The sequence below is a fragment of the Hungatella sp. SL.1.14 genome, assembly GCF_024460495.1.
Lineage (GTDB): Bacteria > Bacillota > Clostridia > Lachnospirales > Lachnospiraceae > Hungatella > Hungatella hathewayi.
Window position 1 is genome coordinate 37,326 of the sequence record NZ_JANFYJ010000025.1, and the last position, 15,477, is coordinate 52,802.

The window sequence follows — 15,477 nt, forward strand, 5'->3', positions numbered from 1 at the left end:
AAGGAGAAAACGGTGATGAGAGATATTTTCAAGGTTAAGACGAACCCTGCAGCGACCGGGGAAAATGTAATAGCGGGTGCCTGTTACCGCATCAGCGTATTGACGGAAGGGCTGATTCGTCTGGAATACAGAAAAGACGGCTGCTTTGAGGACCGCCCCACGCAGATGGCGTGGAACCGGGATTTTAAACCGGCGGGTTACCGTCTGATAAAAACGGAAGACGGAATCGAGATCATAACAAAACGGGTTCATATCATTTATAATGAACAGGAATTTTCACGGCACGGTTTAAGTATTCAGGTATTGGGAAACTTGAGTGCCTATCACAGCATCTGGCATTATTCTGAAGATATCCATGATTTGAAGGGAACGGCCAGAACGCTGGATGAGGTGGACGGGAAGACAGAACTGGAAAGCGGCGTACTTTCGAGATTCGGGTATTCCGTTATTGATGACAGCAGGAGCATGATACTGACGGAAGACGGCTGGGTAGAGGCTCGGAAGGGGGAAGGGGAGGATTTGTATTTCTTTGGCTACGGCCATGATTACCTGGACTGCTTAAAGGATTTTTATTACCTCACCGGAAGAACTCCCATGCTTCCGAGGTTTGCTCTCGGAAACTGGTGGAGCCGATACTATAAGTATACCGAAGAATCTTATCTGGCGTTAATGGACCGGTTTGAGCAGGAAGCGATTCCGTTTACCGTGGCAGTCATCGACATGGACTGGCATCTGGTTGATGTTGACCCGAAATATGGCAGCGGATGGACCGGTTATACATGGAACAGGGAATTCTTTCCCGATCCGGAGCGTTTTCTGCAGACGCTCCACAGGCGTGGCATGAGGACGACGTTAAATGTCCACCCGGCGGATGGGGTTCAGGCTTATGAAGAGATGTATGAGGATATGGCTAAAGATCTGGGAGTAGACTGGGAGCATGAAGATCCGGTGTGCTTTAATATTACGGATCCTGATTTTCTCGAAGCGTATTTTCAGTACCTTCATCATCCTTATGAAAAAATGGGAGTGGATTTCTGGTGGATTGACTGGCAGCAGGGAGGGAACAGCAGAATTCCCGGACTGGATCCTTTATGGCTGCTGAACCATTACCATTTTCTGGACAGCGGGAGAGACGGAAAGAGGCCAATGACGTTTTCGCGGTATGCGGGACCGGGAAGCCACCGGTATCCGGTGGGATTTTCCGGCGATACGATCACAACATGGGACTCTCTCGAATTTCAGCCGTATTTTACTGCGAATGCCTCTAATATCGGTTATGGCTGGTGGAGCCACGACATCGGAGGCCATATGAGGGGCTATAAGGATGACGAAATGGAGGCGCGGTGGACGCAGTTTGGCGTGTTTTCTCCGATTATGCGGCTCCACAGTTCCTGCAGTGAGTTTAACGGAAAAGAACCGTGGCGGTTTAAGAAGGAGACAGAGGCTGTCATGGGAGATTTCCTGCGGCTGCGCCACCGGCTGATGCCTTATTTATATACGATGAATTTCAGAGCAAGCTGTATGGCGGAACCGTTAATCATGCCGATGTACTATAAGCATCCGGAAGCGGTGGAGGCTTATGAGGTGGCAAACCAGTACTATTTCGGCAGTGAGATGATTGTGGCTCCTGTTACGGCGCCAAGAATCGGGCAGATCAATGAGGCGAAGGTGCGTGTGTGGATTCCGGAAGGGACCTGCATTGATTTCTTTAACCACATGGTGTATGAAGGCGGGAGAGTCATGGAACTCTACAGGCCGCTGGAAACGATTCCGGTACTGGTGAAGGCCGGCGGCGTAATTCCCATGACAGACGATATTGGAGCTGCTGATGTGACGGCTAACCCGGAGACGCTGCGAATTCGGATCTTTGGAGGTGCGGATGGCGCATTTACCTTGTATGAGGATGACAATGAAACCTGTAATTATGAGCAGGATGTTTGCGTGACTACCGATATGAAGTTCGACTGGGAAGGGGAAAAACAGTCCTTTACAATCGCTTCGGCGGTGGGGGCAGTGGAGTTGATACCGGAGAAAAGGAATTATATTCTGGAGTTTGCTGCTGTGACGGATGCAGAATGCAGTGTGACGCTGAATGGCGGGGAAACCGCATGCAGAAAGTCTTATGACGCGGACAGCAGAACCCTGACTCTGGAGATCGATCAGGTTAGTACTGCAAAAACGCTGGTTGTAAGGTTTGAGACGAGCATGAAGCTTTCTGAAAACCCGGTGGAGAAACTTGTTTTTGATTTTCTGAATCAGGCGGAGATCGAGTTTGAGATAAAGGAGATGTTGTTTAGGAGGATCAGGGAAGGGAAGAGTTTGAAGGTCTTTCTTTCGGAGCTGCAGGCGATGGAGATTGATGGGGAGATTAAGGGGGCGTTGGTGGAGATATTGACGGCTTTTTAAATAAAAAAATAATGTAATCAGACCAAAGCGGTCAAAGCCAATAAATCAGTGGCTTTGACCGCTTTTCTGAATCAAGTAAAAATGGGACATTACATAGTTGCGCAGCCTCGTATTTCATCAAGTGAATGAATCTCCAGTTTATCCATAAGTACTTCTAAGTCCTTTGTCAGTTGGTAGATAAAATCCGGTCTGCTTAAATTGGCAGAACCGATTTGTACTGCAGTGGCTCCCAGCATGATATATTCCAAAACGTCTTCAGCCTTGCTTATTCCGCCATTTCCTATAATTGGAATGTTTACTGCGTTTATCATCTGACGGCATTGCTGCAGGCACATAGGCTTAATTCCAGGCCCGGAAAAACCGCCTTCTCCATTGACGCCGCAAATAAGTTTGCGGGAATAAATATCAATTTTTGTACCACCAAAATTACAAAAACTTGTGATTGCGTCTGCTCCGGCTTCTTCGCAGGCCCGTGCAATCTGGGCAGCTGGGATAAAGCCGCCGGGCGCCTTGGCAATTACCAATTTGTCTTTTGCAGCGGCTCGGACTCTGCGGATTAGATCCTTTAAGGTGTCCAGGTTGTGCCAGTAAGGCGCGTCTGCAACACCATAAGGACAGTTTAAATTAATTTCTACTCCCGCTATTTGATCCAGTTTGTTGATAACTGCGGCTAATTGCTCCATTTGGTCAATATCGCGTGCTTTCATATCAATAATAACAGGAGTAGTCTGCCAGGGGAGCCTGGGCAAAATTGTTTCAGCAAAATTAAATATACTGATATTATTTTTTGAAAAGCAGCTGATAAAACCGTTTTCTGTCTGAGCCATCTTTTTATTGCGGGTTGGCGATCCGCTGTCAATAAACATGGAATTGGGAATTAATGCTCCGAGTGCGTTTAAATCAAAATAATCGTTGTATTCGATTACATTCCCCATGGTAGCCGCAGAAGGCATAATAGGATTTTTAAGTATAATTTCACCACTTGGTGAAGGTAGTTTGACTTCTAAATTCATAGTATTCCGGCTCCTTTACCTGTATTTTAGTTCTAAATAAATGTAGTAAAACAATTTCGATCCACTTCAAAATTAATCTGATTGTAAGGCAGAAATGGACCGTTACAGCATACAGGAAAACCAGCCTGCATCTCAGGGCTGTGCAGATAACAGGCACGGCAGGCTCCGATACCACAGCCTATTTGAGTACTTACAAACAACATCGTCTTTTCTTTTGCGGTTTCAGATACCTGCGACATTAAGGGTTCTAATGTACCTAAATTAAGCATCAGGCATATCTGGTCTGCGGCTTCAATTTTACTGCATATTTCTTTTAAATCCGTTAAAAAAACGGTTTGATCCGGACAAAGCTCTTCTGGTACCGATGCTTTATCTCCTATAAGGATAAGTGTTGCATTGGGATACGATTTACAGATTGGTGCAGCAAGGAAGAATGCCGCCGGTTCGGTAATAATTAATGTAGGCGGATTTGTAAGTCCCGTTCCATTTGCACCCCAGACAACCTCTTTGTTTCCAGCTTCGCGTTTAAAAATAGACGCTCTTTCCCTGGCCAATACGGTAACGGAATCAGGTGAAGAACCATAGATCAAATATGGGTAAGCCCAATTAAAACCGTCATCCGGAGTCTGAATCATAACAAATTGACCGGGAGTGTAACTGAAATTTGGGTAGGTTAATTCCAGCATGGAATAAGACCGGCCATCTTTTGCAGTGTAAGTTGTTTTATTGATAATTTTAGAATTATGTACTTCTTTATAGCCCATGTCTATTGTACCTCCTTTTTGGGATAAAAGATGCCATCCGTAATTAGTTCTTTTTCAAGTGCTTCTGCCAGAGGCAGATAGTGAGCCCAGTCCGCAGCAAAGTTTTCTTTTTCGGTAAAGGGCAGTCCGATCAGTCCAGTCAGGTCCTGATTTTCCAGAATGGAAGCTGTTAACAGATCAACAAGGTAATTAAAACCAGGACCTGTTGTTGAAATATAATCAAAAGAATAGTACTTGGATTGACGGTAAAATGGTTTTAATTCCGGATCTTTTATATCATCTGGATTGTCAGCGAAAATTTCATCATATCGGCAGCTGATGATACGGCCCTGTTCCAGCACAAGCTGCAGTCTTCCAGTAATACCGGGTTCTACTTCTCTGCTAATACCATAATAAAATTGACCAGAAGGCTGATTGATCCGCTGAGCTATTTTTTCTGCTAACGGAATCATGGAACGTTTGATACTGTTTGAGGCCCCGGAGACAAGATCAAAATCACCCGTAAGCCTGTTTTCTGCAACCATCTGATGCTCTAAGTGTGTCATACCATTGACGAGAACCACTTTTGTCTTTGCTGTCCGTTCTTTTGATGCCTGAAAGAAGCTGTAATCAGACAACCGTTTATCCGCATTTTGATACTTCCTCAAGTAATAAGACGGGGAAGCTTTTTCGTTAAACTCTACCATTACCAGGTTATTCTTATCTTTGACTACCTCCAGAACTCCTAAATGTCCGATATCCCCTTTGAATCCAACCTCAAAACGATTCTCTTCATAGTAATACTCTCCTTTAATCAGTCCTTTTGGCGGCTGGACGCTCCAGGATAGCTGATCAAGAATTGAAACATTTTTTTCTCTTTTTCCTATCATATGACTCCTCCTTATAATTGCTAAAATTTACCTGTGCCTTAATTGTAGTAATGAAAATAAGTAATTGATATAATTAAAACGACCTGTTCTTATATTATTTTGACCTGCGTGTCCAGAAGATTTCTTAAGTCGAAAAATTATAAATAAGGGTCGGGATTGTAATAGAAATGGAATTTAATAAAAGGTATAGTTTTCATATAAAAACAATCCCAGGGCATGGGAAGAAGGGAAGAGAGATATGAGAAAATGGATTAGCGTATGGTGTGGTGTTTTTTTTGCAGCGCTGGCGGCAGCCGGATGTGCAAATCCTGGCAGTACAGAAAAATCAACGGAATCACAGCAGTCAGCACAAATAGAACAGCAGGATGCGGGAGGAAAGCGCGAAGAGGCTTATACTGTTAATATGTTGATGGCTGGGATGCAGCAGGAAGATTTTCCCCGCATCTCAGAAAAAATTAACGAGATAACCATGAAGGAATTAAATATGAAGCTGAATCTTACGATTGTACCATTTGGGAGTATTCAGCAGCAGCGGCAGCTTATGCTGACAAGCGGGGAGTCTTTAGATCTGGTTTTTCTGGAGACGCCTTCGGTTGCATCGGGATTTATAAAAAATGGTCAGTTATTGGAAATCAGCGAGCTTTTAGATCGTCATGCTGACAGTATTAAAGAACTGTGGGGAGAGGCGAATTTAAAAGCAGTCAATGTTGGTGGATTTGTATATGGAGTTACAAATTTTGGAAATATTGGAAGCAGGTCTGCAATCGGAATGCGTAAAGATCTGGTGGATAAGTATAATATTGATGCCAGCAGTATTCATACACTGGAAGATCTGGAATCAGTTCTTACATTGATTAAAGAAAAGGAACCAGGAGTCACTCCGCTTTACATAGCGCCGGATCAGCTCCCAGTCAGCGACCGTATGAATTTGTTTGACCAGTTGATTGACGGATTGGCAGTTCTGGAAAACAATGGAATTGATAATACCAAAGTAATGGCCATTACAGAGAGTCCGGTTTATATGGAAACATGTAAATTACTTCACAAGTGGTATCAGGAAGGTTTAATTAATTCGGATGCGGCCACAACAACCATTGGATTTGAGTCTGCATTTCAAGCCAATACTGCTTTTTCTGCTTTAATGGGCTGGTTCCCCAATACTCCCAAGAAATTTGGCGGACAGGATATGGTATATGCTTATTTGGGAGATCAGGTGATTATATCAGGCGCTAACAGCTATAATGCATATGGGATTGCAGCTAGTTCTAAGGATCCGGATAAGGCCATGCAGATGTTGGATTTTCTATTCCGAAGCAGTGAAGTAGAACAGCTTCTTAACTGGGGAGAAGAGGGAATCGACTGGGTGTATGTGGATAAAGAGAAGAATATAGCAGATTTTCCGGAAGGTGTAAATTATGATAATGCAGGTTATCATGCAGGTTATTCCTGGGCGCTGCCAAATCAATTTATATCAAGTACATGGAATGGTGTTGCGGACTGGGATGTCTATCAGCAGACAATAGAATTTAATAACAATCCGGAAGCAAAAAAATCTATGGCATTCGGGTTTTCCTATGATACAAGCGCTATTGAGACTGAACTGGCTGCTATTAATAACGTGAGAGATAAATTTAAGGCATCAATTGAAACCGGATCGGTTGATCCGGAAGAGTACATAAAAAAGTATAATGAAGAATTAAAACAGGCAGGGATTGAGAAGGTAATCGAAGAAAAACAACGGCAGTTGAATGAATGGCTTGCCAAACAGCAAAGTTAGAGGGGAGATATTCATGTTGGGGAATGCAATGGCCTCAAAAAAAAGCAGAAGACACCAGATTCGAAAATGGCTGCCGATCTATGTCATGATGGCTCCGGGGCTTTTATATCTTTTTATCAATAATTACATACCAATGGCTGGCCTGATTCTTGCTTTTAAAAAATACAATTTTTCTCAAGGCATATTTCGCAGCCCATGGGCAGGACTGTCCAATTTTGAATATTTATTTAAGACACCGGATGCATTTATTATTACAAGAAATACGATCCTGTATAATCTTGTGTTCCTGGCCCTTAATACTATTCTTGCACTGACCTATGCTATTTTCATTAGCGATACCAATGGGAAAAGGAGAAAAAAGGTGTATCAATCTGCGATTCTGCTTCCCCATTTAATGTCTATAGTGATTATCAGCTATATGGTATATGCGGTGTTTAGTCCGGACAAAGGGCTGATGAATCAATCAATACTGAAGCTGATGAAAAAAGAGCCTGTCTCGTGGTATATGGAACCAAAATACTGGCCGTTTATCTTAACGGTAATCAATGCATGGAAAGGGGTAGGCTACAATTGCCTGGTTTATATTGCAGGAATAGCAGGAATCTCTGAGGGATTTTATGAGGCAGCCAAATTGGATGGGGCTACAAAGCTTCAGCAGATCCGCTTTATTACACTTCCCTGTTTAAAAACAACTATTTTAACCATGACGCTTCTGTCTGTAGGAAAGATGTTTTATTCGGATTTTGGACTTTTTTACCAGGTGCCAATGAATACAGGTGCATTATATGATGTGACAAATACAATTGATACCTATGTCTACAGAAGTCTTTTGCAGTTAGGAAATATCGGTATGGCTTCTGCGGCCGGTTTTTATCAGTCTTTTGTGGGATTGCTGCTTCTTTTGGGCTGCAACTTTATGGTGAGAAGAATCGATAAGGAGAGTGCTCTGTTTTAAGCAGATCGCAGGAGTTTGAATATGAAAACAAAAAATCAAATAAAATTCGAAGTGGCTGCTAATATAACCATGATTTTTGTGACCCTTATGGCGCTTCTTCCGTTTTTACTGGTATTTATTTCTTCTATTACAGATGAGAATGAATTAATAAAAAATGGATATTCATTTTTTCCTGGGAGATTCAGCCTATATGCGTATGAGTATATTATAAAGCAGGGAGGAAAAATATTTCGTGCGTATTGTGTAACAATTACAGTTACGTGTTTGGGAACTGCGGCCAATATTCTGATATCTTCCATGCTGGCTTTTGGGCTATCCTTAAAACGGATTCCTGGACTGCGTGCAGTTACATTTTTTGTTGTATTTACGATGCTGTTTAATGGTGGACTGGTGCCTACCTACTTAATGTATACATCTGTTTTTAATGTTAAGAATACAATTTTTGCGCTTATAGTTCCAAATCTTCTTATGCATCCGATGAATGTACTTTTAATGCGTACCTTTTACAGTAGTAATATACCTATGGAGCTGTATGAGTCGGCGGAAATTGATGGGGCCAGCCAGTTTAAAGTATTTTTAAATATTGTCCTTCCTCTTGGTAAGCCAATTATGGCTACTATGGCAGTATTTTCTGGATTGTCCTATTGGAACGACTGGACCAATGGTCTGTATTATCTTGTGGGATATGAAGGAGAAAAGTTGTTTTCAATTCAAAATTTTCTAAATAAGATTGTAACTGATATACAATATCTGAACTCCAGCCAGGTAGGGGCCAGCTCAGAGCTTTTATCAAAGCTCCCAACTGCTTCTGTTCGAATGGCAATTGCGTTTGTAGCGATGGTGCCGGTATTATTGGTATTTCCATTTTTAACAAGATTTTTTACAAAGGGTATAACCATGGGGGCGGTTAAGGGGTGAAGAGAAAAAATATTTTCAAACGAATTTTTGGACTGGCCTTATTAATTCCATTTTCTGTTGTTTGTGTTGTTTTAAGCTTTTTAAGCAGCCACAGAAGCCGGATCCAGGAAAAACAATATACAGAATCGGTCATAAATTTCTATGTAAGCAGTGTCGATAATGTTGTTGCTAATGTAAACCGACGTTTAGCCATGCTGCTCCTGGAGGGGAGCAGCATGGATACCGGCGTGCCGGCTTATGTGGATGTGATTCAGTCGACGGAGAATGAGGCATATAAGAATTATTATATTACGAAGTTACAGGAAACGTTTCAGTTTTACTCAGACGAGTACGGTGGAGAATATAATTTCTTCGCCTTTTTTCCATTTTCAGAATTATATATCGGAGTTAATAAGAGCGGCCTTTCACAAGTGGAATGGAGCTCCTATTGTAAGGACCTAAAGGATAAGCTGGTTTCCGGAGAATTGGAGGCTACAGGCCAGCAGCAGTGGCAGACTGCAGAAATGGATGAAAAAAAGTATATTATTAAAAGTTATAAAATGCATGACATTTATATTGGCTGCTGGATTAAAGCGGAGCAGCTGATTGGAAGCATGAAGGATTTAACAAGGGATCATAAAAGTTCCATTATTTTATATGACAGGCCAGATCATTATCTGGCAGTGGTGGGAGATAACCGGACGACACAAAGAGGAACCGGCTGGCAGGACCGGGTGAGCCGCAGTCTTTTTTCTGATTTCTATGTTTTGGACAGAGAATTTGAGAACCTGCCGTTTCGTCTGCGGTTTGTGGTTTATGATAATAATATTTTTACTGCGACATCTGCGGTTCTGGCGGTTTTGGTGGCAGTTACCTCAATTCTGTTGTTGCTTTTGATTGCCTCCATGTTGTATCTTTACCATTATGTATTGGTACCGATTCGAAAATTTTCTGATAACATTGACCGCATGAGGAGTGGAAAAGATGATTTTAATGTTATGACAAAGAGCGAAATCTATGAATTGGAACAGGCAAGTCAGGAATTTCGCGCAATGCTGAAGAAAATTAATCTTTTAGAGGCGGAAGTCTATAAAGCGGAAATTGAGAAGCAGTATATCTATATGGACTATTTAAAACTTCAGATAAAACCTCATTTTTATATTAACTGTCTTAATTTTATCTACAACATGATTGATCTGGGAAAAGGCGCTACAGCAATGGAAATGTCAAAGGCTACCGCAGAATTTTTTCGTTATCTTTTACAGGAAAATAAAAGCCTTGTATGTCTGAAGGATGAAATCAAGCATGTGACTGATTATTTACGTATTCAGAAACTCAGATTTGAGGAAAAGGTGGAATATTGTGTAGAAGTTGAGGACGAAATCGAGGATGTGTGTATACCGCCTTTGATTATTGAAACATTTGTGGAAAACTGTATTAAATATGCAATTGGTTCTGCGTCGGTGTGCCGGATTAATGTGACAGTATTTTCAGAAACAATCGATGACAGGCAGTATGTAAATATATGCATTACAGACAATGGACCCGGTTTTGCACCTGAAATTTTAACAGTGCTGAATCGCAGCCATTCCTATAATGAAAGAGTAGGGATTGGAACATACAGTACAATTAAGCGTTTGAAATATCTGTATCAGGGGCAGGCGGAAATTAAATTTTATAACTGCAGTCCCAATAATGGTGCAATCGTAGATATCCATGTTCCTTATGTGTGGAAATGTGAGGAGGTATTATGAAGATTTTATTAGTGGATGATGATTTACATGTGATACAGGGAATCAATCAAAATATGAATTGGAATAATTTGAGCATTGATACTGTTTTATCCGCACTTACTGCGGATAAAGCAAGGGAATTGATTTTGAAAGAATCTGTAGATATTATGATTTGTGATATTGAGATGCCCAGGGAAACGGGGATTCAATTGCTGCAATGGGTCAGAGAAAATCACTATGGGATCGAAACTATCTTTTTAACATGTTTTGCTGATTTCCATTATGCACAGCAGGCAATCAAACTGGAGAGTACGGAATATTTGTTAAAGCCTGTTGATTATGAAAAGTTGAGAGATGCTGTGATAAGAGCGACCGATAAAGTAAGAGAGATGCAGCAGAACCTGAACGACGTGGTGAACAGCCAGTATTGGAAACTGAATAAGGAAAAGGTTAAGCGTGAAATATGGCATCAGTTACTCACAGGAACAAAAAAAGGGGATTTGTTTTTAAATGATGAGAACAGTCATGGATTTCAGTATTTAAGAAAAGACTGGTTTTGTTGTATTATGATATTATTTCCAGGAATGAGTACAGAATGCTTTCAAAGCCGGGAATTAGAGGAATATATCAACGGATTGAGTCATTCATTACCAGTGGAATACGAATTGGAGGCATCTATGCCCTATACTTATCCAATCTGGTCTCTGATTGTCAGAACGGTGGAGAAAAAGTTTACGCAGATGGAGGCAATATCTGAATGGCAGGATCTTTTAAAACAGAGATTGGAGCACAGATATACGGTTATAGTGGCAAGGAATAGATGGGCAAAAGCGTCTGAATTAAGCATAATTGCTGCTGAATTAGAAAAACAATTGAAACACTGCCCATTTTCGGAGCAGTTTATTCTTGATGCAGGGGAATATGAAGAAAAAGAAGTGATATATCTTAATCCTGATTTCGGGCAATGGAAGGCTATGATTTTAGCTGGTGAGTATGATCAGTTGATGACGGCAGTCAAATTTTATCTGCATCAGGAAGAGTGCTCCGAACACATTAATATAACCTGGCTGGAACTTTTTCGAGTAGATATGACACAAATGGTATATGCCTGCCTAAGCGGTTGGAATATCAGTGCCCACCTTCTGTTTCAGAATAATAAAAAACAGTATGAAGAGTCAGTTGTTTCTGTGAAACAAATGGCATTATATGTGGAATATCTTTTGACAAAGTCGAGAGAGTACAAACGCTATATCGAACAGCCGAAAGGAATAGCCTGTAAGGTAAGGGATTATTTAGACCAGCACTACTGCGAAGAAATTTCCAGAGAGGATTACGGCAGGATTGTATTTATGAACCCGGATTATATATCAAGACAGTTCCGGAAAGAATTTGGTATGACAATTGGAAGTTATATTTTAAAAAAGCGTTTAGATAAAGCAAAAGAGCTGCTGGTTGATACCTCAGACCCGGTAGGAGTAATTTCTTTAAGAATTGGCTATGACAACTATGCCTATTTTTCTAAAATCTTCCGGGAAAATATCGGAATGCCGCCTAACGAATACAGAAAGAAAAGGAAAAAAAGTGAGGGGGATCATGGAGGAAATTAAGTTTATTGCATATGAGTCTTTTTGTACAATAAAAATAGAAGACAATATAAGAGATATCAGGGAAATACTGATGCAGTGCAGGAAAATGGCTTATAATGTGCAGGATACTCTTAATATGTATGATTGCAATTCGGAACTTTTCGTATTGTGCAAAAACTATATACCGGGACGTGCCTGTAAAATATCTGATTTACTGGAATCATTCATAAGGATTAATCTGGAAGTTTCCAGAATGACCGGAGGCATATTTGATTTTACGGTAGGAAGGTTAAAGAAGAATTGGAATTTTATAACTGATACACCGGAAATACCTTCTGACAAAACAATTTCAGTGGCATTAAATACAATTGGTTATCATAATGTTCATCTTGATAAAAATCATAAAGTCATATTTGATATACCGGATATTTTACTGGATCCGGGTGCGTCTGGAAAAGGAATGGCACTCGACTTGGTGACAGATTATCTGCGCCTGAAAGGGGTGAAACATGCTATGCTGGATTTTGGAGGACAGCTTTCTGTAATTGGAGGAAAAAAGACAGGAGAACCATGGAAGGTAGGTATCAGGGATCCTTTGAATCCCAGCCTAATTTATGAAGTGAAGGAAGTAATGGATCGGAGTATTGCGACGTCCTCCTGGTATGAGCATTATTTTGAAAAGGAGGGAAGAATCTATAGCCATGTCCTGGACCCGGTCAGCGGGAAGCCAATCGTATCCAATGTTAAAAGCGCTACAGTAATAGGGGAATCGGCTGCCTGGGCAGACATACTCTCTACAGTATTTGTTCTTTTAGGTAAAGAAAAAGGAGTACATTTTATGGAAAAGATTAGTGCTGAGAAAGGGCTGGATTTAAGCTGGTCATTCTGTTAAGCTGGAAAATGATTATGGCAAGTCCCATGTCGGGAAATGAATCAATAAGACAATCAAAAACACTTGAAAATCAGCCCCAATCAACCTATACTAATCATATAAACATCGTGTCGGGTCAGCAGAAGAGGAGGCTGGAATATGAACATTTTAGTAGTAACAGGAAGCCCAAGAAAAGGCGGTAACACGGAGATACTGGCAGATGCGTTTGCCCAAGCTGCGAAGGAGAGCGGCCACGAGGTGGCCGTACGAAAATTAAGCCGGCTGAAGGTAGGCCCCTGTCTGGCCTGCGAGTACTGTTTTACTCACGGCGGCGTCTGCGTGCAGGATGACGCTATGAACGAGATTTTACAGGATGTACATAAAGCAGATATGCTGGTGCTGGCATCGCCCATCTACTGGTTTGATATTTCCGCACAGATGAAATGCTTCATCGACCGGCTGTATGCGTGTGCCAAAACAGGGTTTCACATCACTTCAGCCGCCATGCTGCTGGATTCCGGATCGCCGGGGGTGTATAATGCGGCTCAGGCCCAGTTAAAGGACATCTGCGATTACTTAAACTGGGAGAATAAAGGCGCGTTTACGGCACCTGGTATGGTGGAGAAGGGGAGTATCTATCAGTCCGCTGCACTCGCCCAGGTAAGAACCTTTGCAGAGAATCTGTAACTTGAAAGACCGGCTTTCCTATGAAGGCCGGTCCTTTTTTTACTGGTTTCGGTTATCGTATCAGCCTGATTCTTCCAATAACAGGAAGTTCCCGCTTCTGTCCCTGAATGACAGATACGATTCCCATAATGGCAAAAATCAGGACGACACAGTTTAAAAGATCGCCGATTAAGGTCATGTGCGGAATAAAAGAGATACAGCCGAACACGATATTTGCGATCAGCAGAACCAGTCCCTGGTTTAAATGAAATCGGACAAATGAATCTTTTCCGGGAATAAGAGCCGGAATAAGAATCAGGATACTTAAATAGGAGAGACAGGCATAGAGCTTTGAATGCTTCATGATACAACCTTCCTTTCGTGGCTGAGTGATTTGTTCTTTGTTTGTATGTGATCCCGGATGCAGTGTACGCCTTTATGGGCCTGCATGCCTCCCAGGCATTCCCGGTTGCAGCCGGTACATTTGAATAGCTTGGAGACGGAGCCGGAAGCGGTTTTCTTCACCCATTCCGGATCTGCAATCAGCTGGCGGCTCATGGCGGCCAGCTGAATTCTCCCTGATTTCAGCTGTTCTTCCACGAAATCCGGAGAACAGAGGCGGCCTACGCCGCATACGGGCAGATCAGTCAGGCGGCGGACCTCATCACAGTAGGATAAGAAGCAGCCTTCCCCATGAAAATACGGGTGTGAAGCCGGCGGGATGGTGTCACTTAAGTCAGAATGATTGGCCAGGGTGACATGAAAGCTGTTTACGCCTGCCTGCTCCAGAAGGGGAACAAAGACCGGAAGCTCTTCCATCAGAATTCCGGCATTCCCGTAATGGGGATTTTCCTGGCGGACCGCAAGCTTAAAATCAATGGTTATATCCGGAAGGGCTCTGCGGACTGCGGCGACGGCCTCGCAGGCAAAGCGGGCTCTGTTTTTTGGACTTCCCCCGTACCGGTCTTTCCGGCGGTTGTATATGGAGGAAGAAAAGCTTCCGCACATCCGGTCGCCATGGATTTGAATGACATCGAACCCGGCTTCTTTTGCTAAGACCGCAGCCTTGCCAAAGCCCCGGATGATTTCAGAGATTCTTTTGTCTGTCAGGCCGGTAATATAATCGGATACCGTATTGTTTAAAAGAATTCTCAGCTCATCCGGCTTGATTTTTCCGGTAATCAGGCCGGGCAGATATTTAATCAGGCGGCTAAACTGCGAGTCTGACATATGCAGCTGGGCGGCGGCCAGGGCGCCGTTTTGGTGGATGGTTTCCGTGATCCTGCGGTAACGGAGAAATCCTTTTCTGCTGTACAGGGACAGAAACGGACTCTTCAGAACGGGCACATCCCCGATGATAATCATGGCGGTGCCGCCGCGGGCAATGGCGCCCAGTTTTTCTAAATACTCCTCTTCCTTTAAGCCCATGGAGGTGGGGGCAAAAATAATTCTGTTTTTTAATGTCACGCTCCCGATGGTAAAGGGGCTGTTTATGGTCTCGTACATGGTTCGCTTCCCTCCTTACGGTCTTCCCGGCTATCAGTAACAAGACGAAGCAGTTCCAAAAGCTGTTCTCTCTGGATATCGCTTAAGTTTTTACAGACGGTCTGATCCCAGTCATAAAGCAGGGTATGGAGTTCTTTGAAAATGGTCTCCCCCTGCGCGGTAAGCGTTAAGTGGTAATGGCGGTGATCCTCAGTGTCACGGGTGCGGACTGCGTAGCCCAGCTGCTCCAGTTTTCCTATACAACGGGTTACGTGTCCGTTGTCTGCTTTTAGAAAACGGGCTGTCTCGCTGAGTGAACATCCGGGGTTTTTACCAATATAAATAATATAATAGAACAGCCCGTCTGTAAGGCCGTACTGTTTAAGCCGTGCATCAGAATAGGCATTTAAATCTTTTCTCAGGGCTGTAATATAGTAAGCAAGAAAATCCGGCAT

General features: G+C 42.6%; 14 protein-coding genes. 8 read left to right on the forward strand and 6 right to left on the reverse strand.

Features of this window, described 5'->3' with window-relative positions; translation table 11 throughout:
- Positions 1-15: 15 nt before the first annotated feature.
- Entirely contained in the window at positions 16-2,406 is a 2,391-nt protein-coding gene (locus NE473_RS23100) for a glycoside hydrolase family 31 protein (protein ID WP_155560929.1), read from the forward strand.
- A gap of 89 nt (positions 2,407-2,495) precedes the next feature.
- On the opposite strand, the gene NE473_RS23105 is transcribed toward NE473_RS23100, so the two are convergent.
- From NE473_RS23105 to NE473_RS23115, 3 genes are read right to left on the reverse strand one after another with little or no spacing between them, the layout of a single operon-like run.
- Positions 2,496-3,419 (reverse strand): tRNA-dihydrouridine synthase, encoded by a 924-nt coding sequence (locus NE473_RS23105; protein ID WP_155560930.1) that lies wholly within the window; start codon positions 3,417-3,419, stop codon positions 2,496-2,498.
- Positions 3,420-3,451: 32 nt separating this feature from the next.
- Positions 3,452-4,183 (reverse strand): iron-sulfur cluster-binding protein, encoded by a 732-nt coding sequence (locus tag NE473_RS23110; protein ID WP_155560931.1) that lies wholly within the window; start codon positions 4,181-4,183, stop codon positions 3,452-3,454.
- 2 nt (positions 4,184-4,185) lie between these two features.
- Positions 4,186-5,052, reverse strand: coding sequence for an FMN-binding protein (locus NE473_RS23115; RefSeq protein ID WP_155560932.1), 867 nt, complete (start codon positions 5,050-5,052; stop codon positions 4,186-4,188).
- Positions 5,053-5,290: 238 nt separating this feature from the next.
- Between NE473_RS23115 and NE473_RS23120 the strand changes: the two genes are divergently transcribed.
- From NE473_RS23120 to NE473_RS23150, 7 genes are all read left to right on the forward strand, one after another.
- Positions 5,291-6,829, forward strand: coding sequence for an ABC transporter substrate-binding protein (locus NE473_RS23120; protein ID WP_155560933.1), 1,539 nt, complete (start codon positions 5,291-5,293; stop codon positions 6,827-6,829).
- Between the two features lie 13 nt (positions 6,830-6,842).
- Entirely contained in the window at positions 6,843-7,784 is a 942-nt protein-coding gene (locus NE473_RS23125; RefSeq protein WP_243145812.1) for an ABC transporter permease, read from the forward strand.
- A gap of 21 nt (positions 7,785-7,805) precedes the next feature.
- Positions 7,806-8,702 (forward strand): carbohydrate ABC transporter permease, encoded by an 897-nt coding sequence (locus NE473_RS23130; protein WP_155560934.1) that lies wholly within the window; start codon positions 7,806-7,808, stop codon positions 8,700-8,702.
- The gene (locus tag NE473_RS32880) at positions 8,699-10,435 is read left to right on the forward strand and encodes a sensor histidine kinase (protein WP_155560935.1); all 1,737 of its coding nucleotides are present in this window, start codon (positions 8,699-8,701) and stop codon (positions 10,433-10,435) included. Before NE473_RS23130 ends, NE473_RS32880 begins: the two co-directional genes overlap by 4 nt.
- Positions 10,432-12,021, forward strand: coding sequence for a response regulator transcription factor (locus tag NE473_RS23140; RefSeq protein WP_155560936.1), 1,590 nt, complete (start codon positions 10,432-10,434; stop codon positions 12,019-12,021). Before NE473_RS32880 ends, NE473_RS23140 begins: the two co-directional genes overlap by 4 nt.
- Positions 12,008-12,892, forward strand: a complete 885-nt coding sequence (locus tag NE473_RS23145) for an FAD:protein FMN transferase (protein WP_196411679.1) — start codon at positions 12,008-12,010, stop codon at positions 12,890-12,892. The genes NE473_RS23140 and NE473_RS23145 overlap by 14 nt, the downstream gene beginning before the upstream one ends.
- 138 nt (positions 12,893-13,030) lie before the next feature.
- The gene (locus tag NE473_RS23150; RefSeq protein WP_006771790.1) at positions 13,031-13,558 is read left to right on the forward strand and encodes a flavodoxin family protein; all 528 of its coding nucleotides are present in this window, start codon (positions 13,031-13,033) and stop codon (positions 13,556-13,558) included.
- Positions 13,559-13,610: 52 nt separating this feature from the next.
- Here NE473_RS23150 and NE473_RS23155 read toward each other — a convergent pair whose 3' ends face one another.
- The 3 genes from NE473_RS23155 to bilQ are packed head-to-tail and all read right to left on the reverse strand — an operon-like array spanning position 13,611 to position 15,477.
- A complete protein-coding gene (locus NE473_RS23155; protein ID WP_055650849.1) occupies positions 13,611-13,901 on the reverse strand; it encodes a magnetosome magnetite crystal formation protein family in 291 nt (96 codons plus the stop codon).
- Positions 13,898-15,043: a bilirubin reductase gene (gene bilR / locus NE473_RS23160; protein WP_055650850.1), complete on the reverse strand. Its 1,146-nt coding sequence runs from the start codon at positions 15,041-15,043 to the stop codon at positions 13,898-13,900. Before bilR ends, NE473_RS23155 begins: the two co-directional genes overlap by 4 nt.
- Positions 15,028-15,477, reverse strand: a complete 450-nt coding sequence (gene bilQ, locus NE473_RS23165; RefSeq protein WP_155560938.1) for a bilirubin utilization transcriptional regulator BilQ — start codon at positions 15,475-15,477, stop codon at positions 15,028-15,030. Before bilQ ends, bilR begins: the two co-directional genes overlap by 16 nt.